Annotated in this window: 19 protein-coding genes and 3 tRNA genes; 5 read left to right on the top strand and 17 right to left on the bottom strand. The window is 62.8% G+C overall.

Translation table 11 applies throughout. From position 1 onward, the window contains the following. Positions 1-92: 92 nt before the first annotated feature. Positions 93-641 (top strand): phasin family protein, encoded by a 549-nt coding sequence (locus K226_RS0113700; protein ID WP_024815360.1) that lies wholly within the window; start codon positions 93-95, stop codon positions 639-641. A 518-nt stretch (positions 642-1,159) separates the two neighbouring features. On the opposite strand, the gene K226_RS0113705 is transcribed toward K226_RS0113700, so the two are convergent. From K226_RS0113705 to K226_RS0113755, 11 genes are all read right to left on the bottom strand, one after another. Next, positions 1,160-1,235, bottom strand: a tRNA-His gene (locus K226_RS0113705). A gap of 60 nt (positions 1,236-1,295) precedes the next feature. After that, entirely contained in the window at positions 1,296-3,209 is a 1,914-nt protein-coding gene (locus K226_RS0113710) for a SurA N-terminal domain-containing protein (protein ID WP_024815361.1), read from the bottom strand. A 60-nt stretch (positions 3,210-3,269) separates the two neighbouring features. Further along, positions 3,270-3,345, bottom strand: a tRNA-Val gene (locus tag K226_RS0113715). A 15-nt stretch (positions 3,346-3,360) separates the two neighbouring features. Continuing rightward, positions 3,361-3,633 (bottom strand): HU family DNA-binding protein, encoded by a 273-nt coding sequence (locus K226_RS0113720; protein WP_024815362.1) that lies wholly within the window; start codon positions 3,631-3,633, stop codon positions 3,361-3,363. Positions 3,634-3,936: 303 nt separating this feature from the next. Next, a complete protein-coding gene (locus K226_RS0113725; RefSeq protein WP_024815363.1) occupies positions 3,937-5,022 on the bottom strand; it encodes a tartrate dehydrogenase in 1,086 nt (361 codons plus the stop codon). A 70-nt stretch (positions 5,023-5,092) separates the two neighbouring features. After that, the gene (pgsA, locus tag K226_RS0113730) at positions 5,093-5,659 is read right to left on the bottom strand and encodes a CDP-diacylglycerol--glycerol-3-phosphate 3-phosphatidyltransferase (RefSeq protein ID WP_024815364.1); all 567 of its coding nucleotides are present in this window, start codon (positions 5,657-5,659) and stop codon (positions 5,093-5,095) included. A gap of 31 nt (positions 5,660-5,690) precedes the next feature. Beyond that, positions 5,691-7,682 (bottom strand): excinuclease ABC subunit UvrC, encoded by a 1,992-nt coding sequence (uvrC, locus tag K226_RS0113735; protein ID WP_024815365.1) that lies wholly within the window; start codon positions 7,680-7,682, stop codon positions 5,691-5,693. A 112-nt stretch (positions 7,683-7,794) separates the two neighbouring features. Continuing rightward, complete coding sequence (locus K226_RS0113740) at positions 7,795-8,775, bottom strand: tripartite tricarboxylate transporter substrate binding protein (protein ID WP_024815366.1); 981 nt, start codon at positions 8,773-8,775, stop codon at positions 7,795-7,797. Between the two features lie 72 nt (positions 8,776-8,847). Continuing rightward, entirely contained in the window at positions 8,848-9,825 is a 978-nt protein-coding gene (locus K226_RS0113745) for a tripartite tricarboxylate transporter substrate binding protein (protein ID WP_024815367.1), read from the bottom strand. 66 nt (positions 9,826-9,891) lie between these two features. Continuing rightward, positions 9,892-10,872 (bottom strand): hydroxymethylglutaryl-CoA lyase, encoded by a 981-nt coding sequence (locus K226_RS0113750; RefSeq protein WP_024815368.1) that lies wholly within the window; start codon positions 10,870-10,872, stop codon positions 9,892-9,894. Next, entirely contained in the window at positions 10,869-12,101 is a 1,233-nt protein-coding gene (locus K226_RS0113755; protein WP_024815369.1) for a CaiB/BaiF CoA-transferase family protein, read from the bottom strand. The genes K226_RS0113750 and K226_RS0113755 overlap by 4 nt, the downstream gene beginning before the upstream one ends. Before the next feature lie 145 nt (positions 12,102-12,246). On the opposite strand from K226_RS0113755, the gene K226_RS0113760 reads away from it, so the two are divergent. The 3 genes from K226_RS0113760 (at position 12,247) to efp (ending at position 15,006) form a co-directional block, all read left to right on the top strand. Next, positions 12,247-13,152, top strand: a complete 906-nt coding sequence (locus K226_RS0113760; RefSeq protein ID WP_024815370.1) for a LysR family transcriptional regulator — start codon at positions 12,247-12,249, stop codon at positions 13,150-13,152. Then, entirely contained in the window at positions 13,149-14,303 is a 1,155-nt protein-coding gene (earP, locus tag K226_RS0113765; protein WP_024815371.1) for an elongation factor P maturation arginine rhamnosyltransferase EarP, read from the top strand. Before K226_RS0113760 ends, earP begins: the two co-directional genes overlap by 4 nt. 148 nt (positions 14,304-14,451) lie before the next feature. Beyond that, a complete protein-coding gene (efp, locus tag K226_RS0113770; RefSeq protein WP_024815372.1) occupies positions 14,452-15,006 on the top strand; it encodes an elongation factor P in 555 nt (184 codons plus the stop codon). Between the two features lie 196 nt (positions 15,007-15,202). Here efp and rimO read toward each other — a convergent pair whose 3' ends face one another. The 6 genes from rimO to K226_RS0113800 form a co-directional block, all read right to left on the bottom strand. Next, a complete protein-coding gene (rimO, locus tag K226_RS0113775; RefSeq protein ID WP_024815373.1) occupies positions 15,203-16,594 on the bottom strand; it encodes a 30S ribosomal protein S12 methylthiotransferase RimO in 1,392 nt (463 codons plus the stop codon). Positions 16,595-16,655: 61 nt separating this feature from the next. Then, the gene (phaR, locus tag K226_RS0113780) at positions 16,656-17,219 is read right to left on the bottom strand and encodes a polyhydroxyalkanoate synthesis repressor PhaR (RefSeq protein ID WP_051463489.1); all 564 of its coding nucleotides are present in this window, start codon (positions 17,217-17,219) and stop codon (positions 16,656-16,658) included. Positions 17,220-17,405: 186 nt separating this feature from the next. Next, entirely contained in the window at positions 17,406-17,786 is a 381-nt protein-coding gene (locus tag K226_RS0113785) for a hypothetical protein (RefSeq protein WP_024815375.1), read from the bottom strand. A 377-nt stretch (positions 17,787-18,163) separates the two neighbouring features. Continuing rightward, positions 18,164-18,240: transfer RNA gene (locus tag K226_RS0113790), tRNA-Val, on the bottom strand. A 111-nt stretch (positions 18,241-18,351) separates the two neighbouring features. Continuing rightward, positions 18,352-20,565: a bifunctional (p)ppGpp synthetase/guanosine-3',5'-bis(diphosphate) 3'-pyrophosphohydrolase gene (locus K226_RS0113795; protein ID WP_024815376.1), complete on the bottom strand. Its 2,214-nt coding sequence runs from the start codon at positions 20,563-20,565 to the stop codon at positions 18,352-18,354. Continuing rightward, entirely contained in the window at positions 20,562-21,587 is a 1,026-nt protein-coding gene (locus tag K226_RS0113800) for an alpha/beta fold hydrolase (protein WP_024815377.1), read from the bottom strand. Before K226_RS0113800 ends, K226_RS0113795 begins: the two co-directional genes overlap by 4 nt. A gap of 69 nt (positions 21,588-21,656) precedes the next feature. On the opposite strand from K226_RS0113800, the gene K226_RS0113805 reads away from it, so the two are divergent. After that, entirely contained in the window at positions 21,657-22,439 is a 783-nt protein-coding gene (locus K226_RS0113805) for a 3-hydroxybutyrate dehydrogenase (RefSeq protein ID WP_024815378.1), read from the top strand. The last annotated feature ends 129 nt before the right edge of the window (positions 22,440-22,568 follow it).

The raw sequence follows: 22,568 nt of genomic DNA on the forward strand, positions 1-22,568 counted from the left end.
GCACTGCAACATGGCTTTACCGAGTCAAGGTCAGCGCAGATGTCTGTAAGCCACCCTGACCCATCCGGGTTCCATTTTTTAGGAGATATGACATGTCGCTGACCGCAGAACAAATCCTGGCATCCCACAAAGCCAACATCGAAACCCTGTTCGGCCTGACCACCAAGGCGTTCGAAGGCGTGGAAAAGCTGGTTGAACTGAACGTGACCGCTTCGCGCGCTGCCCTGTCGGAAGCCGCCCAGCACACCCAGGCTGTCTTGGGCGTGAAAGACGCACAAGAACTGCTGGCACTGCAAGCTGGCCTGTTCCAGCCTCTGGCTGAAAAGACCGCCGCCTATAGCCGTCACCTGTATGACATCGCTTCTGGCACCGGCGCCGAGTTCGGCAAGGCCCTCGAATCGCAAACCACCGATGCCCAAAAGGCATTTACCACCCTGGTGGACAGCGCTGCAAAGAACGCCCCCGCCGGCTCTGAAACTGCCGTCGCTGTGATGAAGAGCGCCGTGGCCGCTGCCAACAACGCTTTCGAGTCGGTGCAAAAGGCCGTCAAGCAAGCTTCTGACGTTGCCGAAGCCAACTTCAATGCCGTCGCCAGCACCGCTGCCGATGCTGCCAAGTCGGCCACTCCCCGCAAGCGTTAAGCAAAACATCGCTGCGCTGCAGAGTGCGAACTCTGGCCAGCCATCAGGGATTTCCCTGATAATACGGACATCGCCCTGGCAACGGGGCATCCAGTTGTCTCCTTGGATCCTCTCGAAACCCCCGTTTCAGCGATCCTTTTAAAGCCCGATCCCAGGATCGGGCTTTTTTTTGCCTGCGCGACTGGTGTTTAGCGCGTGCATATGGGCGCTTCATGACTCCTTCGTCGCAGACACTGCAACCCAACAGATGGCAGCGCACGTCGCTCAGGGAGAGGCAACACGCGACTTCGGATGAGGTGCGTTAGATGCAAAGAAGTGGGTAAAACGTATGGCACCAAGGTGATGAAGTCGGACGTAAATGTTTCCGCGCTTATCCCGTTGGTCAATTGCTAGTGCGCTTGTTTTCATGGTCTGTCTGACCGTGTGTGACAGGCGGTGAAACAACCAGACTGATGCCCCCAGCAAAAAGGGTTTGATTTCTGATGAAATCAAACCCTTGGAGCGCCTCTATCGAATTTTGGGGTGGCTGATGGGGCTCGAACCCACGACAACAGGAATCACAATCCTGGACTCTACCAACTGAGCTACAGCCACCGTAGCTTTGTATTATAGCCCGAGAAAACGGGCTTCACTCAAAAATAGTCAAATTTCCAATCAACCCGACGTGACCTGTGGGCGTGGCACCTTGATCTGAACCTTGAAACGGTCTTTCAACAGTTCGTAATAGGCCAGCCCTTCTGCATTGCTCCACCACTGCAGGTATTGCTGACGCTCTTGTAGAGCGATTTGCTCGTTGGGTGTCTCACGTGGAACCAGTCGATTGACCTTGGCCACGGCGTATCCCTGGGCTCCCAGATCCACACCCACCCAGGCTGGCAGGGTGGCTGTATTGGCGCCCAATACCGCATCCACTAAAGGCCTTGGCTGATTTTGGGGTTGGTCACGCGAGACAACGATGGCAGGCAGCAAACCTGCGGCATTGTCGGGCGCGGATTTCCATGCCGCCAGCTTGGCTTCGCCTTCCTTGCGGGCCAGCTCGGCCGATTTTTCGGCGATGTACAGACTGCGCACGCGCGGGCGCACCTCATCCAGAGGGAGGGTGCGAGCAGCGGTGTAGGTGCTGACGCGGGCGGCTGCCATCTGGCTGGGGCCGATTTCCACGGCTTCGGTGTTGCGTTTGTTCTCGATGGAATCCGACGAGAAAAGCGCCTCCAGCAACTTGCCGTTTGCCAAGGGGCCCGTGGTTCCTGGTGCCGGCGTGCGGGTGACACCCGAGGCCGTCATGACCTTGAGTTGAAGCTTTTCGGCCACGGGATTGAGACTGTCGGATTGCTCATAGACGCCATTCGCAAACGATTCGGCCACCTCGGCAAATTTGCGCTGGGCTTGCTGTTGCTTGAGCTCTGCTTCCATCGAGGGGCGCAGCTCTTCGAAGCTCGGTTGGCGGGGGGTCTTGATGTCTGTCAGCAAAATGATGTGGTACCCGAAATCGGTTTCCACCACTTCACTGATATCCCCTTTTTTCATCGCAAACGCTGCGTCTTCAAAGGGCTTGACCATGGCGCCCAGCCCAAAGAAATTCAGGTCGCCGCCCGTCGCAGCAGACCCGGTGTCTTCGGAGGATTTTTTGGCAACTTCCGCAAAAGTGGCGGGGGCCTTGCGTACCTGCTCGAGCAACTGGGTTGCACGGGCCTTGGCTTTTTCTCGGTCTGCCGCAGGGGCATCCTTGAGCGCATTGATCAGAATATGGCTGGCGCGACGCTCTTCCTTGCCTGCAAGACGGGCTACGTTTTCCTTGTAATAGGTGCGCAGGTCGTCTTCGTTCAGCGTGATGCCCGCCCGCACACTGTCGATGTCCAGCACCACGTATTCCACCGCCGCCTGCTCAGCCTGCTGGAAATCAGCGGTATGGGTCTGGTAGTAGCTCTCCAGATCGGCATCGGTTGGGGTCACCTTGCCAGAAAAATCCGCCGGGTTGAAGCGCGCAATCTGCACTTCGCGGCGCTGGTACAAGGCATCCAGCGACAGCTTGACCTGCGCATCGGTGCTGAAGGTGGACCCCATCACCCCACCCACGACCTGGTTTACCGAAATATCCCGACGCACATTGGCTTCGAAGCCTTCAGGCGTCAGCCCCTGGGCACCGACCAGTGCACGGTACGCCTCGGCATCCAGGGAACCGTCGGGGCGGCGGAGCTCGGCAATGGCAGGAATCTCTTGCAGACTGCGCGCCAGGCGGCTGTCGCTGGTGACGAGGTGCATTTTCTGGGCGGCGGCCTGAAAAACCCGGTCTCGCACCATGCGCTCCAACGTGGCATAGCGCGCCTCAGGCGAGTCAAGCAGCTTTGCATCCACGCCAGGCGACTGGGCGCGGATTCTGTCTGTCTCCATCTTGTGGGCGTTGTCCCAATCGGTCTGCTTGATGTCTTGACCATCAACACGAGCAACAACAACGCCGGTTTCGGAGAAGTAATTGCTGTCGATGCCCACAAGCACAAACGATGGAATGATCAACAAGAACAGCAAGAGCATCACGATCTTGGAGTGCTTGCGGATGGATTCAAACATGGTCGATCTTTCAGTGACAAAAAAACAAAAGGCGAACTTTCGTTCGCCTTTGTTCGGTGGTGGTGGGTCCTGACGGTCTCGAACCGCCGACCTACTCCGTGTAAAGGAGCCGCTCTACCAACTGAGCTAAGGACCCCGACCTAACTGGACATCAATTCAAGGCGTCTTTCAATGCCTTGCCTGGACGAAACTTTGGAACTTTAGCAGCTTTGATTTTAATCGCAGCGCCGGTGCGGGGATTGCGACCAGTGCGAGCTGCACGCTTGCCAACTGCGAAGGTGCCGAAACCGACGAGCGAGACAGTGCCGCCCTTCTTCAGGGTCTTCTTGACGGCCTCAATCGTGGATTCCAAGGCACGCGCTGCAGCGGCCTTGGAGATGTCGGCGTTGGTAGCGATGTGCTCAATCAGTTCGGTTTTGTTCACAAGAAGCCTCTCGGAAAAGAGTTGGTGGAATGTCTCGCGGATATCTGGTCTTCACACGTCCGAAAGCACAACCCTCGGGGCTGGCGGGCATCAGACGGGGGAATGACTGGCATGTGCAGCAGGCGCTGCTGCATCAGATTAAAGCCATCGAGTTTCCGGGTGTCAATACAACACGCTGGTTTGTAGCAGCGTAGTAAACAATTCTAGTCGCATTTCACGGTGCGACGGGGCTTGCAGGGCGCTTTTGTATCAAAGCCGCTGCATGGGCAACATTCCCGATTGACACCATGCCAGTGTTGACGGTTACAGCGCTGACGCGATGGCGCGCCCCAGATCCCGGGTGCAGGCTTTTCCACCGAGATCCGGGGTACGGGGGCCGCCACTTTTCGGATCGAGCACGGCCTCGATGGCCCCCACCACAGCGTCGTGCGCGGCGCGGTAGCCAAGAAAGTCGAGCATCATCGCGCCGCACCAAATTTGCCCGATGGGGTTGGCAATGCCCTGCCCCGCGATGTCGGGGGCCGAGCCGTGAACGGGCTCAAACAGCGAAGGCATGGTGCGTGAAGGGTTCAGGTTGGCGCTGGGCGCAATACCAATGGTGCCGGTACAGGCCGGGCCCAGGTCCGAGAGGATGTCGCCAAACAGGTTGCTGGCCACCACCACATCAAAGAAGTCGGGACGCTGCACAAAGTGTGCGGTGAGGATGTCGATATGGAACTTGTCCACCTTCACATCGGGATACGCCTTGGCCATCTCGGCCACACGCTCGTCCCAGTAGGGCATGGTGATGGCGATGCCGTTGGACTTGGTGGCGCTGGTCAGGTGCTTTTTGGGGCGCGACTGCGCCAACTCAAAGGCGAACTTCAGCACGCGGTCCACGCCGTAACGTGACATCACTGTCTCTTGCATCACGATCTCGCGCGGGGTGCCTTCGTACATGCGGCCACCAATGCTGGAATACTCGCCCTCCGTGTTTTCGCGCACGATCAGCATGTCGATTTCACCCGGCAGGCGGGGCGAGCCATCGCGCCGCACCACAGGGGCAATCACGCCGGGCATCAGGCGCGCGGGGCGCAGGTTGATGTACTGGTCGAACTCGCGGCGAAAAAGCAGCAGCGAGCCCCACAGGGAAACATGGTCGGCAATTTTCTCGGGCCAGCCCACCGCACCAAAGTAAATTGCCTCATGGCCGCCGATCTGGTCCTTCCAGTTGTCGGGCAGCATCTTGCCGTGCTTCTCGTAGTAGTCCCAGCTCGAAAAATCGAAGTGGTCGAACTGCAGGTCAATGCCAAACTTGCGGGCCGCGGCGTCCATCACGTGCAGGCCTTCGGGCATGACCTCTTTGCCAATGCCGTCACCAGCCACGACAGCAATGCGATGTTTCGCCATTCAAACGCTCCTGAAAATATAGCTACTAGCGCTTATCTATCAAGCGCCAGAGGCACAAAAGACTTAAATATTATTTGACGCGTGCCCGAATCTCGGGGAGCGCCTTTTGCAGGTAATACACCATCGACCACACTGTGAGCACGGCCGATGCCCAGATGAGCCAGGTGCCCCACACCCCCGTGTCGATCACGCCAAACAGGTGCCCGTCGTACAGCAGGAACGGGATGGCCGTCATCTGCACTGCGGTCTTGAGCTTGCCGATCATGTGCACCGCCACGCTCTTGCTGGCGCCGATCTGCGCCATCCATTCGCGCAGGGCCGATATGGCGATTTCGCGGCCGATGATGATGAGCGCCACGAACACATCGGCGCGCTGCAGATGCACCAGCACCAAAAGCGATGCGCACACCAGAAACTTGTCGGCCACGGGATCGAGAAAGGCGCCAAACGAAGAGGTCTGGTTGAGCTTGCGGGCCAGAAAGCCATCGAGCCAGTCGGTGGCGGCAAACACCACGAACATCACGGTGGCGATGAGATTGCGTGTGGCCGGGTCGAGCGGCGCGTAAAACACCCCCACGATCAAAGGTATCGCGACGATGCGCGTCCAGGTCATGATGGTGGGAATGGTGAAAAACATGGTGTGATTGTGTCACGCTGGCATGGAGACATCAGCGCAGTGCGCGATAGATCTCTTCAGCGAGTTCCCGCGAAATGCCGTCCACCGTCACCAGGTCTTCCACGCTGGCCATCGCCACGCCCCGCACGCCCCCAAAGCGCTGCAGCAGGCGGGCGCGCTTCTTGGGGCCCACACCAGCAATTTCTTCGAGCTGGCCGCCACCCACACGCACCTTGGCGCGCGCGGCACGCATACCGGTGATGGCAAAACGATGGGCCTCGTCGCGAATCTGCGCCACCAGCATCAGCGCGGCCGAGTCCTTGCCCAGGTAAATCTTCTCGCGGCCATCGGCAAACACCAGCTCTTCCAGGCCCACCTTACGGCCCTCGCCTTTTTCCACGCCCACGATGCGGGTGAGGTCGAGCCCCAGTGCGGTAAACACCTCGCGCGCCACGCCAACCTGGCCCTTGCCACCGTCGATCAGCACCAGATCGGGCAGGCGCGCCACGCCTTTGGGCCTGGCGGCCTCTTGCCCGCCTGGCGCGGGATGGGCCGCAAAGTCGATGCCACCGGCTTCGCGCGCGGCTTCGGCCACCTTGCTGTAGCGGCGCGTGAGCACCTGGCGCATGGCGGCGTAGTCATCGCCGCCGGTGATGCCTTCGATCTTGTAACGGCGGTATTCACTGCTCTGCATCTTGTGGTGGTGAAACACCACGCACGATGCCTGCGTGGATTCGCCCGCCGTGTGCGAGATGTCGAAGCACTCGATGGTGAGTTGGTCCAGGTCTTCGGGCGGCAAGTCCAGCGCCTCGGCCAGGGCACGGGTGCGCGCCTGCTGCGAGCCCTCTTCGGCCAGCAGACGGGCCAGCTGCAGGTCGGCGTTTTTTTGCGCCATGTCGAGCCATGCGCGGCGCTGTTCGCGTGGCTGGTGGATGGCGCTCACGCGCAGGCCGCTTTGCTCGGTCAGCGCTGCCAACAGGGCCTTGTCCACCGGCACGCTGGTGACCAGCAGCGGCGGCACGGGCACGCCGATGTAGTGCTGGCCGATAAAGGCCTCCAGCACCAGCGCTTCCACGGGCCGCAGTGGCTGGGCGTCTGGCGGGGTCTCCTCGTCGCTCTCTTGCGCAAAAACCCCGGCGGCATCTTCCACATGCACCGGAAAATAAGGCCGGTCGCCCAGGTGCCGCCCGCCGCGCACCATGGCCAGGTTCACGCAAGCACGGCCGCCCTGCACGCGCACGGCCAAAATATCCACGTCCTTGTCGTCAGCGGTTTCGATGGCTTGCTGGTGCAGCACGCGTGACAGCGCCTGCATCTGGTTGCGCAGCTCCGCAGCCTGCTCAAACTCCAGCTTGTCCGAATGCGCCATCATGCGCGCCTCCAGCGCCTGCAGCAGCTCCTGGGTTTCGCCGCGCAGCAGTGCCTCGGCGTGCATCACGTCGGCCGCATAGGCCTCGGGCGAGATGAGCTGAACGCAGGGCCCCGTGCAGCGCTTGATCTGGTACAGCAGGCAGGGCCGCGTGCGGTTGGCAAAAACCGTGTCCTCGCAAGTGCGCAACCGGAACACCTTTTGCAGCAGCTGGATGGTCTCCTTCACCGCCCAGGCGCTGGGGTAGGGGCCGAAGTAGCGGTGCTTTTTGTCCACCGCGCCGCGGTAATAGGCCATGCGCGGAAACACCTGGCCCGGCGCATCGCCCGTGGCGTTGGCGGTGCCCGTAATCTTGAGGTAGGGGTAGCTCTTGTCGTCCCGAAAAAGGATGTTGAACTTGGGGTTCAGCGTCTTGATGAGGTTGTTTTCGAGCAGCAGCGCCTCGGCCTCCGAGCGCACCACCGTGGTCTCCATGCGCACGATCTTGCCGACCATGTGGCCGATGCGCGTGCCGCCATGGTTCTTTTGAAAATAGCTCGATACCCTGCGCTTGAGGTTGAGCGCCTTGCCCACATACAGCAGCGCATCCTGCGCGTCAAAATAGCGGTAAACACCGGGCAGCGCGGGCAGCGCAGCGACCTGCGCCAGCAGTTCTTCGGAATGCAGATCAGACATGGTGCCTATTGTGGCCGCGCACCAGGTACTACCCGGGAATCAAAAAACAGAATGCTATTATTTTAATAGCTACCAGCGCTTACCCATTAAGCGCCAGCAGCCATTTTTACCATTACTCGGCTTCGATTTTCGAGCTTTTCACCACGCCAGCCCAGTTGGCCAGATCGGCCTTCACGCGCTCGCCCAGCTGCTGCGGGCCCAGGTAGTCGGCCGTGGCGCCCTGCTCCTGCGCCTTCTGCTTGAATGCCGCACTTTGCACCACGGTGCGCAGGTCGGCGGCCAGCTTGTCGATGACGGGCTTTGGCACGGCAGCAGGCGCGAACAGCGCAAACCACGATGTGGCATTCACGCCGGGGTAGCCCGCCTCGGCCGTGGTGGGTGCATCGGGCAGGCTGGGCAGGCGCTCCTTGCCGGTGACGGCCAGCACACGCAGCTTGCCCGACTGGATATGGGGCATGTAGGGCGGCGCGGTGCCAAAGGTCAGGTCTACCTGGCCACCCAGCAGGTCTTGCAGGGCCGGGCCTGTGCCCTTGTAGGGCACGTGCACCATCTTGATGCCGCCCTGCTGCTCCAGCATGGCGCCCGTCACGTGCTGCAACGAGCCGTTGCCCGACGATGCGTAGTTCAGCTTGCCCGGGTTGGCCTTGGCGTAGGCAATCAACTCGGGCAGCGTCTTCACCGGCAGGTCGGCACGCACCACAATGATCTGCGGCGCCGAGATCACGTTGGCAATGGGCTGAAAGTCGCTCTGCGCCCACTGCGCCACCTTGGTCAGGTGGGGCGAGATCACGTGGTAGCCCGAGTACTGCATGAGCAGGGTGTAGCCATCGGTCTCGGCCCGCTTGACGATGCTGGCCGCAATGTTGCCGTTGCCACCGCCCTTGTTGTCCACCACCACCGACTGGCCCAGCACGGGCGCCAGTGCCTGCGCCACCATGCGCGCCGACAGGTCGGTGGTGCCCCCTGCGGCCGTGGGCACCACCATGGTCACGGTCTTGGTGGGATAGGCGCCCTGCGCCCAGGCGGCACTGCCCAGGCCCATGGCCAGCGCGGCGATGGCCAGGGTGGTGAATTGCTTGCGATTGGTTTTCATGCGATGTCTCCGTTTTCACTGTTGTTGAATACTGTCGGTTGGGCGATGGCTCTGAAGCCCGCGCCCACTCGCTTAATCTACCGTGGCACCGGTGTCCTTGACCACGCGGCTCCACTTGGGCAGGTCAGCCTGCACCAGCGCCCCCAGCTGGGCGGCTGTGCCCTTGAAAGGCTCGCAACCCACGGCGGCCAGTTTCTCGACCACGTCCTTGTGCTCCAGCGCGCGGGCCACCTCGGCCTGCAGCTGCGCCACGATGGGCGTGGGCGTGCCGGCCGGGGCAAACAACGCATACCAGGGGGCCTGGCCAAAGCCCTTGATGGTTTCGCCAATCGTTGGCGCATCAGGCAGAGCCGCCACGCGCTTTTCGTTGACCACGCCCACCACCTTGAGCTTGCCTGCCTTGATGAAGGCAATGGCCGACGGCAGGCTCTGCACCGACAGCGGCACCTGCCCGCCCACCACATCGGTGGCGGCAGCGGCCGAGCCCTTGTAGGGAATGTGCTGTAACTGGATGCCCGCGGCCTTTTGCAGCATCTCGCCAATCAGGTGGTTCAGCGTGCCGTTGCCCGCCGAGGCAATCGAATACTTGCCGGGGCTGGCCTTGGCCAGCGTGACCAGCTCGGCCACCGTGTTGCCTGGGAATGAGGGGTGCGCCACCAGCACATAACCGGCCGTGGCAATGGGCGCGACGGGCGCAAAGTCTTTCACCGGGTCAAAGCCCGGGTTCTTGTAGATCGCGGGGCCAATCACATGCGCACTGTCGGATGTGAGCAGCAGCGTATAGCCGTCGTTGCGCGCGCGGGCCGTGGTGCCCGTGGCCAGGGTGCCACCTGCACCAGGGCGGTTCTCCACCACCACGCTCTGGCCCAGCTGCTCGCCGAGTTTTTGCGCCACCACGCGGGCAATCGCATCGTTGGCACCGCCTGCGGCCTGCGGCACCACCACCGTGATGGGTTTGGACGGAAACTTGTCTTGCGCGCTCGCCGTGAAAGCGGCCGAGCACAGCACGGCAGCAGCAAAAATGCGGCGGGACATCGTGGGGTGGGTCATGGTTTTTGTCTCCTGGTGTTATGGATAAAACAAGGCAAGCACGGCGAACCGTTCGCACATCGGCGCTCAGCGCGCCAGCGCCCGTTCGCGAATGGCTTCAAAGTCCGCAGGCACCGGGTGCAGCGTCAGGCGCTGGCCCGCCTTGACGATCTGGCTGGGAATATCGTGGCCAATCAGGGCCGGCAGGCGCTGCGCTGCGGCAACCAGCCGGGTCAGGTCCACCCCCGTGTCGTAGCCCATGAGCTGCAGCGCGTGCACGATTTCCTCGCTGCACACATTGCCCGACGCGCCCGGCGCGTAGGGGCAGCCGCCCAGCCCGCCCAGCGAGGCATCAAACCGGTCGGCTCCCGCATCAATGGCCGCCAGCACATTGGCCAGCCCCATGCCTCGCGTGTTGTGAAAGTGCAGCGTGAAATCCATGCCCGGCCAGCGCGCGCGCGCCGCAGTGGTGAGCTGGTGCACCTGGGTCGGATACGCCATGCCCGTCGTGTCGCACAGCGTGATGCCGCGCACGCCCAGGTCGGCAAAACGCTGCACCCAATCGAACACGGCGGACGCGTGCACATTGCCCTCCATGGGGCACCCAAACACGCACGACAGCGACACATTCACCGCCACCTGTGCGGCCTGCGCCGTGGCAACCACCTGCGCCAGGCTGGCAAAAGACTGCTCGCGCGTCATGCGCAGGTTGGAAATGTTGTGCGTATCGCTGGCCGACATGACGAGGTTCAACTCGTCGGTGCGCGCCTCGATGGCACGCTCGGCACCGCGCAAATTGGGCACCAGGGCGGTGTACACGGTGCCTGGCAGGCGCGTGATCTCGCGCATGACGATCTCGGCATCCCTGAGCGCCGGGATGGCGGTGGGCGAGGTGAACGAGGTCACCTCGATCTTGGAAAGCCCCGCATTCGACAGCGCATTGACCAGTGCAATTTTTTCCTCGGTGGGCACAAAGGCCTGCTCCATCTGCAAGCCGTCGCGCGTGCCCACTTCCTGCATGTGGATGCGGCGCCCCGCACCTTGCCACACCGTGCTGGATGGACTCATTGAATCACCCCTTTGCTGCGCAGCAGCGCAATCTGTTCATCCGACAAACCCGCTTCGGCCAACACGGCGTCGGTGTCGTCACCCAGGTGCGGCGCGCTGCTGCGGATGGTGCCGGGCGTGGCCGAGAGCTTGGGCACGATGCCGGGCACCTGCACCGTGAAGCCGTCGCGCGTGGTTTGCGATAGCAGCATGTCACGGGCGCGGTAGTGCGGGTCTTCGGCAATGTCTTTGGCGGTGTAGACCTTGCCTGCGGGCACGCGGGCATTGCCCAGGGCATCGAGCACCTGCTGCACCGTGCGCTGCGCGCTCCAGGCGCCAATGGCGGCATCGAGCTCTTGCACCCGGGCCACGCGGCCCGCGTTGTCGGCCAGGTCGGGCGCAGCGCCCAAGTCAGGGCGTCCGATGGTGTCCATCAGCCGCTTGAAGATGCTGTCGCCATTGCCCGCAACCAGCACCCAGCCGTCCTGGCACGGGTAGGCGTTGGACGGCGCAATGCCTGGCAGTGCGCTGCCTGCGGCCTCGCGCACCACGCCAAAGGCGCTGTATTCGGGGATCAGGCTTTCCATCACGTTGAACACCGCCTCGTGCAGCGCCACGTCGATCACCTGGCCCTGGCCGCCGTTGACCTTGCGGTGGTACAGCGCCGTGAGCACGCCGATGGTGCCGTGCAGCGCCGCCAGCGTGTCGCCAATCGACACGCCCACGCGCACCGGCACGCGGCCGGGCTCGCCCGTCAGATGGCGCAGGCCACCCATCGCCTCACCAATGGCGCCAAAGCCCGGCAGGTCGCGGTAGGGGCCGGTCTGGCCGTAGCCCGAGATGCGCAGCATCACCAGGCCGGGGTTGAGCTGGTGCAGCTCTTGCGGCGACATGCCCCAGCCTTCCAGCGTGCCCGGGCGAAAGTTCTCGACCAGCACATCGGCCTCGGCTATCAGCTGGCGGGCGATGGCCTGCCCTTCCTTTTGGCGCAGGTCCAGCGCCACCGAGCGCTTGTTGCGCGACTGCACCTGCCACCACACCGAGGTGCCTTCCTTGATCAGGCGCCAGTTGCGCAGCGGGTCTCCGGTCTCGGGTGCCTCGATCTTGATGACATCGGCGCCAAACTCGCCCAGCGTCTTGCCGCAAAACGGGCCGGCGATGAGCTGGCCCATTTCCACTACGCGCACACCGGCAAGGGCGGCGGGTGAAATGCCATGGGGTGGGGCCGAAAAAGATTGCGACGATTCCATGCAGTGGGGTCTCCGTGGGCGCGCTGCCCGTGTGGGTTTGGCCCGCATCATGCGCACACCCGCCCCGCCCGTAAAACGCTGATGCACGAAGCTGCCATCGCAATCCAGCATGGCTGGCGGGCCGGGTGGTTACCATCAGCACCCCATGAAACTCGATCCCGTCTCCCTGCGCCTGTTTGTTGCCGTGATGGAAGAAAACACCATCGCCGCCGCCGCCGCGCGCGAACACCTGGCCGCGTCGGCCGTCAGCCGCCGCCTGGCCGACCTGGAGGCCGCGCTGCAGGTAGAGCTGTTCACCCGCAGCAACCGGGGCACAGAGCCAACGGCTGCGGCGTTTGCCCTGCTGCACATGGCGCGCGGCGTGCTCAATGACCTCGATGGCATTGCCAGCCAGATGCGCGAATACGGCACTGGCGTGCGCGGCCATGTGCGCGTGGTGGCCAACATATCGGCCATCACACAGTTTCTGCCCGGCGAGCTGCAAAGCTTTCTGGCGCTGCACCCGCAGGTGGACGTGCGCCTGCAGGAGCAGATCAGCACATCCATAGCCCAGTCGGTGGCCGAAAACGCCGCCGATGTGGGCATCCTGAACGATGGCAACTACGGCGACCGCATCACGCTGCTGCCTTACCGCACCGACGAACTGGTGCTGGTGGTGCCCACGGGCCACGCGCTGGCGCGGCGCAAGGCGGTTGCCATGACCGAGGCACTGGCTTTTGACTTTGTCGGGGTGCACCCGGGCAGCGCCATCAACAACCAGCTCACGCGCGCAGCCGCCGAGGCGGGCTTGCCGCTCAGGTTGCGCATCCAGGTCACCAGCTACGACGCGCTGTGCCTGATGGTGGCCGCCGGCCTGGGCATTGGCGTCATGCCGCGCGGCAGTGCCGCGCTGTACAAGGGCACGCTGGCAATCCGGGCTGTCACGCTGAACGAGCCCTGGGCCCAGCGCAGACTGGTGCTGGGCGTGCGCACCGAAGAATCCCTGTCCAGCGTTGCGCGCCTGCTGGTGGACCACTTGCGCAACCCACAACGCCCCACCACCCTGCCATGAACCAGCCCCTCGCCCCCCTGCAGTGGGACATTTTTTGCCGCGTGATCGACAACTTTGGCGACATCGGCGTCTGCTGGCGCCTGGCCACACAACTGGCCGGGCAAGGCCAGCAGGTACGCCTGTGGGTGGACGACGCTTCGGCCCTGCAGTGGATGGCGCCCGAAGGCTGCCCGGGGGTAGAGGTGCGTGCCTGGGGCTCGCCCGTGCCGGCCGCGCACGAGACGCCACCCGATGTGATGCTGGAGGCCTTCGGTTGCGAAATTGCTCCTGAATTCATAGCTTTTAGCGCTTACCAGGCAAGCACAAGGGGCCAAAAACCCGTCTGGATCAATCTTGAATACCTGTCCGCAGAAGGCTATGTGGAGCGCAACCACCGCCTGCCCTCGCCCATCCTCTCAGGCCCGGCCGCGGGATGGACACGCTGGTTTTTCTACCCCGGATTCACCGCTGGCACGGGCGGCCTGCTGCGCGAACCGGACCTGTTGGAGCGCCGCAACGCGATGGACGCCACCGCCTGGCGTGCCGCGCAGGCTGCCAGTGCTATCAGTGACCCTTGTGACGCCAGTGACGTCAGTACGCTCGATCCGCAACGCTGGATCTCGCTTTTTTGCTATGAGCCCCCGGCCCTGCCCGACTTGCTGGCGCAATGCACCAAAACCCCCACGCACCTTCTCGTCACGCCCGGCCGTGCCACGCAGGCCGTGTACAACGCCGTGGGCCATTTATTTAACGAAAACGGCTGCCAGCCCTTGATGGAAAAGCGCGATCTGCTATCCATTTCGTATCTTCCCCACTGCACCCAACCTGCGTTTGACGACATGCTGTGGGCCTGCGACCTGAACCTGGTGCGCGGCGAGGACTCCCTGGTGCGGGCGCTGTGGGCCGGGCAGGCGCTGGTGTGGCAGATTTACCCGCAGCACGACAACGCCCACCACGACAAACTCATGGCTTTTCTCGACTGGCTGAAAGCCCCGCCCTCGCTGCGGCGGTTTCACGCTGCTTGGAACGGGCTGGACAACACACCGCTGGTGATGCCCGACGCTGTCACCCTGGCCGAATGGACGGCCTGCGTGCAGGCGGCCCGCGCACAACTGCTGATGCAGGACAACCTGGTGGCGCAACTTTGGCGCTTTGTGCGCGAAAAACGGTAAAATCCAAGGCTTTGCGCAAACAAGGCGCGGCACACCGGTGCCCCGCCTTTGCGCATTTTCGCCGCGGAACATGCATCGGCACGGCGCGCCTTCTTCCCTGAAGGCCACCAGCGAGCGCGTTGAGCGGCCCCAACCCAAGCAACCTGCTATGAAAATCGCTCAAGAAATCCGCGCCGGCAACGTCATCATGCACGGCAAGGACCCCATGGTCGTCCTCAAGACCGAATACGCACGCGGCGGTCGCGGCGCTGCCACCGTGCGCATGAAGCTCAAAAGCCTGATCGGCAACTTCGGCACTGAAAACGTGTTCAAGGCCGACGACAAGATCGACAACGTGATCCTGGACAAGAAGGAGTGCACCTACTCCTACTTTGCCGACCCCATGTATGTCTGCATGGACACCGAGTTCAACCAGTACGAAGTCGAAGCCGAAAACATGGGCGACGCACTGAACTACCTGGAAGACGGCATGACGCTGGAAGTGGTGTTCTACGACGGCAAGGCCATCTCGGTCGAACTGCCCACCAGCGTCGAGCGCGAAATCACCTGGACCGAACCCGCCGTCAAGGGCGACACGTCCGGCAAGGTGCTCAAGCCCGCCAAGATTGCCACCGGCTTCGAAGTGCCCGTGCCGCTGTTCGTATCGCAAGGCGACAAGATTGAAATCGACACCCGCACCGGCGAATACCGCAAGCGCGTGTAAGCATGTCTCATGCAGCAAAAAGGCTTCCCTCGGGAGGCCTTTTTTCTTGGTGTGCCTGCTGGCGTGGCGCTGGTTGGTGCCATGGCAGTACTTCACCAGTGCTATTGAAAAATGAGCTGGTAGCGCTTTCCAATCAACGGTTTCAATGTAAAAACAGCATGAAATCCAATGGAGAAAACCGCTAGCTGCTCACTTTTTAGATGGGCTGCGCCACCAGGTCGTGGCCCTGCACACCCACAATGCGTGCGCGGGTGAACTCGCCCACCTTCATCTGCTTGCTGATTTTTTCGGGCGGCAGCAACTGCACGGTGCCGTCAATCTCGGGCGCATCAGCGTAGCTGCGGCCCACGCCGCCCTTGCGCCCCATGGCGGGGGCGTGGTCCACCAGTACCTGCATGGTTGCGCCCACGCGGCGCTGCAGCTTGGCCACCGAAACCTCTTCGGCCACTGCCATGAAGCGCGCGCGGCGCGCCTCGCGCTCCTCCAGGGGCAGCATGCCTGGCAGGTTGTTGGCCTCGGCGCCATTCACGTCGCTGTAGGCAAAGCAGCCCGCGCGGTCGATCTGCGCCTCGCGCATGAAGTCGAGCAGGTGCTGAAACTCCTCTTCGGTCTCGCCGGGGAAGCCCGCAATAAAGGTGCTGCGGATCACCAGCTCGGGGCAGGCCTCGCGCCAGCGCTGGATGCGATCGAGGTTCTTCTCGCCGCTGGCCGGGCGCTTCATGCGCTTGAGCACGTCGGGGTGACTGTGCTGGAAAGGCACGTCCAGGTAGGGCAGCACCAAACCTTGCGCCATCAGCGGAATGATCTCGTCCACGCTCGGGTACGGGTACACGTAGTGCAGGCGAACCCAGGCACCGTAGGGCGCGGCCATTTCACCCAGGGACTGCACCAGCTCCAGCAGGCGCGTCTTGACGGGCTTGCCATCCCAGAAGCCGGTGCGGTATTTCACGTCCACGCCGTAGGCCGAGGTGTCCTGGCTGATGATGAGCAGCTCTTTGACGCCGCCTTCAAACAGCGCCCGGGCCTCTTTCAGCACATCGCCAATGGGGCGCGACACCAGGTCGCCGCGCATGGACGGGATGATGCAGAAGGTGCAGCGGTGGTTGCAGCCCTCGCTGATCTTCAGGTAGGCGTAGTGGCGCGGCGTGAGCTTGATGCCCGCCTCGCCAAAGGCGCCGGGTACCAGGTCGAGAAAGGGGTCGTGCGGTTTGGGCAGGTTGCGGTGCACGGCGTCCATCACCTCCTGCGTGGCCTGCGGGCCGGTCACGGCCAGCACGCTGGGGTGCATTTGCTGCACCAGGTTGCCACCGCCCTCGCCCGAGCGCGCGCCGAGGCAGCCGGTGACGATCACCTTGCCGTTCTCGGCCAGGGCGTCGCCAATGGTGTCCAGGCTCTCTTTGACGGCATCGTCGATGAAGCCGCAGGTGTTGACGATGACCAGGTCCGCGCCTTCAAAGGTCTTGGCGGTCTGGTAACCCTCGGCGCTGAGTTGCGTGAGGATGAGTTCGGAGTCGGTCAGATTCTTGGGGCAGCCGAGGCTGACAAACCCGACCTTGGGGGCTTTTGTGGGGGAGAGTGCTTCGCTCATATTCCCGTATTGTCCCAGTTCCGGCGACCCGGCAGTCCGGACATTGGGATTGAGGCGCAAATCAGCGCTTGAGACCAAAGGCACCCAGCATCTGCTCGGTCTGCTTTTGCATCTGCTCCTGCATCTGGTTGAGCATCGATTGCGATTGCTCCACGTAGTTGCCCATCATGCCCTTGAGCATGGGCGACTGCAGGCTCATGAACTGCGCCCACATTTCGGGTGTGACGTTTTGCGACTGTTCGGCCAGCTTGGCCTGCACATCAGTGAAAGCCTGCACGTTCTTTTCCAGGTAGGCCCCCATGAAGCCCTGCATCGCATGGCCATAGAAACGGATGATGTTGGCCAGCACCGCCTCGGTAAACATGGGTGCGCCACCAGCCTCTTCTTCGAGGATGATCTGCAGCAGAATGCTGCGCGTGAGGTCTTCGCCCGTCTTGGCATCGCGCACCACCACATTCTGGTGGGCCATGACGAGCTGACGCACTTCGGCCAGGGTGATGTAGGTAGAGGTATCGGTGTCGTAGAGGCGGCGGTTCGGGTATTTCTTGATCACGCGCTGCGCTGTCTTGGCGGCGGGGGCGCTTTTCTTGTCGGGCACTACGGACTCCTCGGGCGCAAGGCCCATTTATTGCAGTGCAGCAGATTCTAGAGAGTGATAGCCCCCTCTCCGGCAAAGGAATACCCTGATGAGTCCGAGCGGGCTATTCCCACCGACCTTGCACCATGGCGGCAGCAATCGCGCGAGTGGGAGTGTGCTTTGGTGCGCTGCCACCGCATGCGTCACTAAATCCGGGCTGGCTCACCACGCAATTCAGCGAGGCAGGCTGCGGTCTTTGGTGGCGTCGGTAACTGTGGGCGCAACGTCTGCATCGACCGTGCCTTCCGGATTCGTCAGCTCGCCGGCGGCACCGCCACTGATCGCGCCAGCCACTGCGCCAAGCGTGCCACCGACCAAGACACCAACCGGACCTGCAACCACGGCACCAACGGCCGCACCCGCAGCCGAACCCGCCACAACACCGCCACCGATCAAGGCAGACTTCGATTCCCGCTCGGTCTCTTCGGGAGTGAGCCCAACCTGGGCTGCGGGAGTCGGATCCTGGGACGGCACACCATGCCCGGGAACAGCCTGCTCGGCAAGGTCTGGGTCAACCGGTTGTGCGCTCGTCGGCTGAGAAGTCAATGAGTTCATGTGTGCTCCTGGGGAAGTGGACGGGGACGCGAGCGAAAACGCTCGCTTACCACCGTTGTAAATTCCACACCGCGCTCTTTGCGTGGTCCAAGAGGCTGTGGCACCGTCAGACAGCATCCCGCGGCACCGCCACCGGTGGCGCACGCCATTAGGTGCCCACAACGAGGTTTGCCAGTAGCCTTTCCACCGGCGCCCGCGAAAGAACCATTGGGGCAACGTTCGCTCGTGCAAACGACAGCACATGGCATGTACGTACTGCCCCCGTGGCAGATCACCCATCGAGCGCATTGCCGCCCCGATAAAACCCGATTGATCTGCGGCACCAATAAAAAAGCCTTCCAAATCGTTGATTTGGAAGGCTTTGACCAATGGTTAGTTGGTAGGCGCGATTGGACTCGAACCAACGACCCCCACCATGTCAAGGTGGTGCTCTAACCAGCTGAGCTACGCGCCTGTCGTTGTTTAGATTTCAATTATAGCCATAAAAATCAGGCTGTTTGGCTGACGCTTCAACAAATCTTGGTGAAGAGCCCTCTTCAACTTTCGCGGATACGGCGCACGCAGCTCAGCGCCGCCGTGCAGAGCGCACTCCGGCAACGCCGCCCACAATGCCCAGCACCTTGTTAAGGCGACCTGAATCGGCAACCTCCACGGTGAAAGTCATCCAGGCGGTGCCCTTGACCGACTGGGTCTGCACACCAATGACATTGGTCTTCTCGCGGGCAAAAACTTCCGAGATATCGCGCAACAAGCCCTGGCGATCGGCCGCCTCCACCGCAACGTCCACCGGGTACACCGCAGCACCCGCCGACGGTTTGTGAGCGCCCCATTCGACTTCGATCACCCGTTCGGCATTGCGCGTTGCCATCTCGCGGAAATTGCTGCAGTCTGCGCGGTGCACGCTCACGCCCTTGCCCCGGGTGACAAAGCCACGGATATCGTCGGGTGGCGCAGGCTTGCAACACTTGGCCAGTTGCGTCATGAGCGAGTCGATGCCCACCACCAGCACGCCGCCTTTGGGCGCTGAGTCGTTGGTGCGGGTCTTCTTCAGCAGCAGGTAATCGTCGTGCTGCAGCACGGGCTCTGGCGGTCGAAAAAGGGTTTCAATGCTGCGCAGTGAAAACTCGTCCTTGCCCACCACCTCGAACAGTGCATCGGCCGACTTGAACCCCAGCTGCACCGCCAGATCGTCCAGTTTCATGGCCGTCTTGCCTTCGCGCTGCAGCAGTTTTTCAACCGCCTCGCGCCCGCGCGCCACCGTTTCATTGGTGGCCTGGGCATTGAACCAGGCACGCACCTTGGCCTTGGCCCGGTTGCTGGTGAGGTAGCCCAGTTCGGCATTGAGCCAGTCGCGCGAGGGGCGGCCTTCCTTGACGGTGGAGATTTCCACGGTCTGGCCGTTTTGCAGCGGGGTATTAAGGGGCACCATGGCGCCATCCACCCGGGCACCCCGGCAGCGATGGCCCAAGCTGGTGTGCACCGCGTAGGCAAAATCGACCGGTGTGGCGCCCTGGGGCAACTCCACCACGGCCGCATCGGGGGTCAGCACGTAGATACGATCGTCAAAAAGACCCCGGTTTTGCGCTGTGCCGACCAGGTCGCGCTCCCACGCCAGCAACTGGCGCAACACCGCGATCTTGGCGTCGTAATCGCCGGTGGCCGACACGCCCGCATATCCTTTGCTGCCCGCCTCTTTATAGGCCCAGTGCGCGGCCACGCCATGCTCGGCATGGTCGTGCATGGCCTGGGTGCGGATCTGGATTTCGATGGGCTTGCCAGCAGCGTCGCGCACGATGGTGTGCAGCGACTGATAACCATTGGGCTTGGGGCGTGCGATGTAGTCATCGAACTCTTCCACGACGGGTGTGAACTGCTCGTGTACCCAGCTCAGGGCCGCATAGCAGTCCTTGACCGATGGCACCACCACGCGCAAGGCCCGGATGTCGAGCACCTGGTCAAAATTGAGCGACTTGCCGCGCATTTTTTTGACGATGCTATAGATATGCTTGGGCCGCCCCTGCACGCTGGCGCTGATGCTGCGCGCGCGCAGGTCGGACTCCAGCCGGGCGCGCAGCTGCTCCATGTAGACCTCGCGCTCGCCGCGCTTTTCGTCGAGCAGGTGCGCAACCTCTTTGTAGGTCTCGGGCTCCAGGAAGCGAAACGACAGATCCTCCAGCTCCCATTTCACCTGCCAGATGCCCAGCCGGTTGGCCAATGGTGCAAACACCTGCAGCGATTCGCGCGCCAGGCTGGGCGACACCGGGGTTTTGCTGGCGGCATGAAAGCGCAGCGTTTGCAGGCGCGAGGCCAGGCGCAGCATGACCACGCGCAGGTCGCGCGAGAACGCCAGCAGCATCTTGCGCACGTTTTCGGTCTGCACCGCCGGGTCGTCCACCTGCTGCGCACCACGCGCCTGCCGCTGCACACGCATCAGATTGGTGGTTTCCACCGCCAGGGCCGCAAAGTTGTCGCCAAAGGCCTTGGCGATCACCTCACGGGGTTTGTTCAGGTGTCCGCAGGCATACACCAGGTAGCCAGCCGCCTGCATGGCGTCCGATCCGCCAATGGCTTTGAGGATGGCGGCCACGGCGTCGGCATGGGCCAGCGTGTTTTCACCGGAATCGAGCATCTCGCCCGCCATAAGGGGCTCGGCAAAGGCGCGAGCGCGCGCCAGGGCATTGACCTGCTCTGGCAGTGTGTGGGCCGTTGCGGCGAGGAGTTGCGGCAGGGTGTCAGCCGCAGGTGCCTGCGCAGCGGCGGCCGGCGGGTACGTTTTCATGCGGCCACCGTTGCTTCGGGGGCCAGCAAAAACTCTGAAACAACCTGCACCTGGTCTTGCGCCATCAAGGTAGGGGCATGCCCCACACCTTCAAACTCGACCAGCTTTGCCATCGGCCCACGGTGCACCATGGCCTGGGCGGTCTCTGGCGAAAGCAGGTCAGACTGCGCGCCCCGCAGCAGCAGTGTGCGCGCGTGGATGCGGTCGTACAGCTGCCACAGCTGCATTGCACTTGCGGCAGAAACCTCGGGCGTCATGGCCTTGAAGGCCTGCGCGATGGCCGGGTCGTAGTGCATGGCCAGGCCACCATCCGGCAAGGTACGCACCATGTGCCGCGACAGCTCCAGCCACTGCTGGGCGGTGTGCGGACCAAAGCTGGACGACATGATCCACATGGCATCGGCGGCCTGCTGCAGCGAATCAAACCGAACCGGCGCTCCCAGATACTGGCCGATACGTTGCAAGGCGAGCCATTCGATGGCGGGGCCGACGTCGTTGAGCACCAGCCGGCGCACCGGCACGCCCAGCGGCCACAGGCTTCCCACGGCCTTGGCAGAACCGCCGGCCGATTCAGCGGGCTCATCGGCCACGCCCAGCCCGGGCTGGCCACACAGGGCCATGCCGATCAGCCCGCCCATGCTGGTGCCCACCCAGTCCAGCTTCTGCACAGGGGCCTGCTGCTGCAACTGACCCAGCAAAGCCAGCATGTCGGCCGCGTATTGGGGTACCTGGTAGCCAGCGGGGTCGGCCAGCCAGTCGCTTTGACCCCGACCAACCACGTCCGGGCAGATGACCCGGGCATGGCGGCTGAGCGCACGCGCCAGGGTATCGAAATCCCGCCCCTGCCGCGTTAGACCATGCACACACAGCACCACGTGCGGATGGTCCGGGTTGCCCGTGCCGTTCCACTCCCAGTACGCCATGCGATGCTGCGCGGGAGGGCTGGCCAGCGCGCCGGAAAAGGGGCCCGCCGCAGAGGCAGCGCCCGGGCACAGTACGTAGTTCAGCGTAGGTTCAATCATGGGTGCAGGATCCGGCAACAGCGTTCGATAATTGCTGCGTTGCATCGTAATTCATTCGGAGAGACTCCCATGCTCAAAGGCAAAACCGCACTCGTTACCGGCTCCACCAGTGGCATTGGTCTGGGCATCGCCAAGGCCCTCGCCCGCCAGGGCGCCAACATCGTGCTCAATGGTTTTGGCGATGTGGACGGCCCACGCGCCGAGGTGCTGGCCGCCGGTCAGTCGGCAGGTGTCCAGGTGGCCTACCACGGCGCCGACATGAGCCGCGCAGCCGATATCGAGGACATGATGAAGTCCGCTGCATCGCAGTTCGGTCGTGTGGACATCCTCGTGAACAACGCCGGCATCCAGCACGTGGCGAGCATCGAAGATTTTCCGGTGGAGCGCTGGGACGCGATCATCGCCATCAACCTTACAAGCGCCTTCCACACCTCGCGGCTGGCCCTGCCCGCCATGCAGGCGGCCAACTGGGGGCGCATCATCAACGTGGCCTCGGTGCACGGGCTGGTGGGCTCGGCGCAAAAATCGGCCTACGTGGCGGCCAAGCACGGCATCGTGGGCCTGACCAAGGTGACGGCGCTCGAAAATGCGGCCTCTGGCGTCACTTGCAACGCCATTTGCCCCGGCTGGGTGCTGACGCCGCTGGTGCAAAAACAGGTGGATGCCAAGGCGGCAGAGCGCGGCATCACCAACGAAGAAGCCAAGCGCCTGCTGCTGGGCGAAAAAGAGCCTTCCATGCAATTCACCACGCCCGAAGAGCTGGGTGAGCTGGCGGTGTTCTTTTGCTCTCCGGCCGCCAACAACGTGCGTGGCGTGGCGTGGAACATGGACGGCGGCTGGACAGCCCAGTAAGCGGGCCACCAGATCAAAGGGGCAGCGGCGGGCAGAAGTCGGCGGCGCAGCATTAACAGGCAGCCACAGCCTGCCGCCATGCCCGCCACAGACGCTATCATTTCAATAGCTTTTAGCGCTTACCCCATA

This window comes from Acidovorax sp. JHL-3, from assembly GCF_000526295.1.
Classification (GTDB): Bacteria; Pseudomonadota; Gammaproteobacteria; order Burkholderiales; family Burkholderiaceae_C; genus Acidovorax; species Acidovorax defluvii.

Bases quoted from the DNA above. Each gene is read 5' to 3' on its own strand.
- K226_RS0113700 (WP_024815360.1), top strand. From the start codon at position 93: ATGTCGCTGACCGCAGAACAAATCCTGGCATCCCACAAAGCCAACATC.
- K226_RS0113710 (WP_024815361.1), bottom strand. From the start codon at position 3,209: ATGTTTGAATCCATCCGCAAGCACTCCAAGATCGTGATGCTCTTGCTG.
- K226_RS0113725 (WP_024815363.1), bottom strand. From the start codon at position 5,022: ATGGCGAAACATCGCATTGCTGTCGTGGCTGGTGACGGCATTGGCAAA.
- pgsA (WP_024815364.1), bottom strand. From the start codon at position 5,659: ATGTTTTTCACCATTCCCACCATCATGACCTGGACGCGCATCGTCGCG.
- uvrC (WP_024815365.1), bottom strand. From the start codon at position 7,682: ATGTCTGATCTGCATTCCGAAGAACTGCTGGCGCAGGTCGCTGCGCTG.
- K226_RS0113740 (WP_024815366.1), bottom strand. From the start codon at position 8,775: ATGAAAACCAATCGCAAGCAATTCACCACCCTGGCCATCGCCGCGCTG.
- K226_RS0113745 (WP_024815367.1), bottom strand. From the start codon at position 9,825: ATGACCCACCCCACGATGTCCCGCCGCATTTTTGCTGCTGCCGTGCTG.
- K226_RS0113750 (WP_024815368.1), bottom strand. From the start codon at position 10,872: ATGAGTCCATCCAGCACGGTGTGGCAAGGTGCGGGGCGCCGCATCCAC.
- K226_RS0113755 (WP_024815369.1), bottom strand. From the start codon at position 12,101: ATGGAATCGTCGCAATCTTTTTCGGCCCCACCCCATGGCATTTCACCC.
- K226_RS0113760 (WP_024815370.1), top strand. From the start codon at position 12,247: ATGAAACTCGATCCCGTCTCCCTGCGCCTGTTTGTTGCCGTGATGGAA.
- earP (WP_024815371.1), top strand. From the start codon at position 13,149: ATGAACCAGCCCCTCGCCCCCCTGCAGTGGGACATTTTTTGCCGCGTG.
- efp (WP_024815372.1), top strand. From the start codon at position 14,452: ATGAAAATCGCTCAAGAAATCCGCGCCGGCAACGTCATCATGCACGGC.
- rimO (WP_024815373.1), bottom strand. From the start codon at position 16,594: ATGAGCGAAGCACTCTCCCCCACAAAAGCCCCCAAGGTCGGGTTTGTC.
- phaR (WP_051463489.1), bottom strand. From the start codon at position 17,219: ATGGGCCTTGCGCCCGAGGAGTCCGTAGTGCCCGACAAGAAAAGCGCC.
- K226_RS0113785 (WP_024815375.1), bottom strand. From the start codon at position 17,786: ATGAACTCATTGACTTCTCAGCCGACGAGCGCACAACCGGTTGACCCA.
- K226_RS0113795 (WP_024815376.1), bottom strand. From the start codon at position 20,565: ATGAAAACGTACCCGCCGGCCGCCGCTGCGCAGGCACCTGCGGCTGAC.
- K226_RS0113800 (WP_024815377.1), bottom strand. From the start codon at position 21,587: ATGATTGAACCTACGCTGAACTACGTACTGTGCCCGGGCGCTGCCTCT.
- K226_RS0113805 (WP_024815378.1), top strand. From the start codon at position 21,657: ATGCTCAAAGGCAAAACCGCACTCGTTACCGGCTCCACCAGTGGCATT.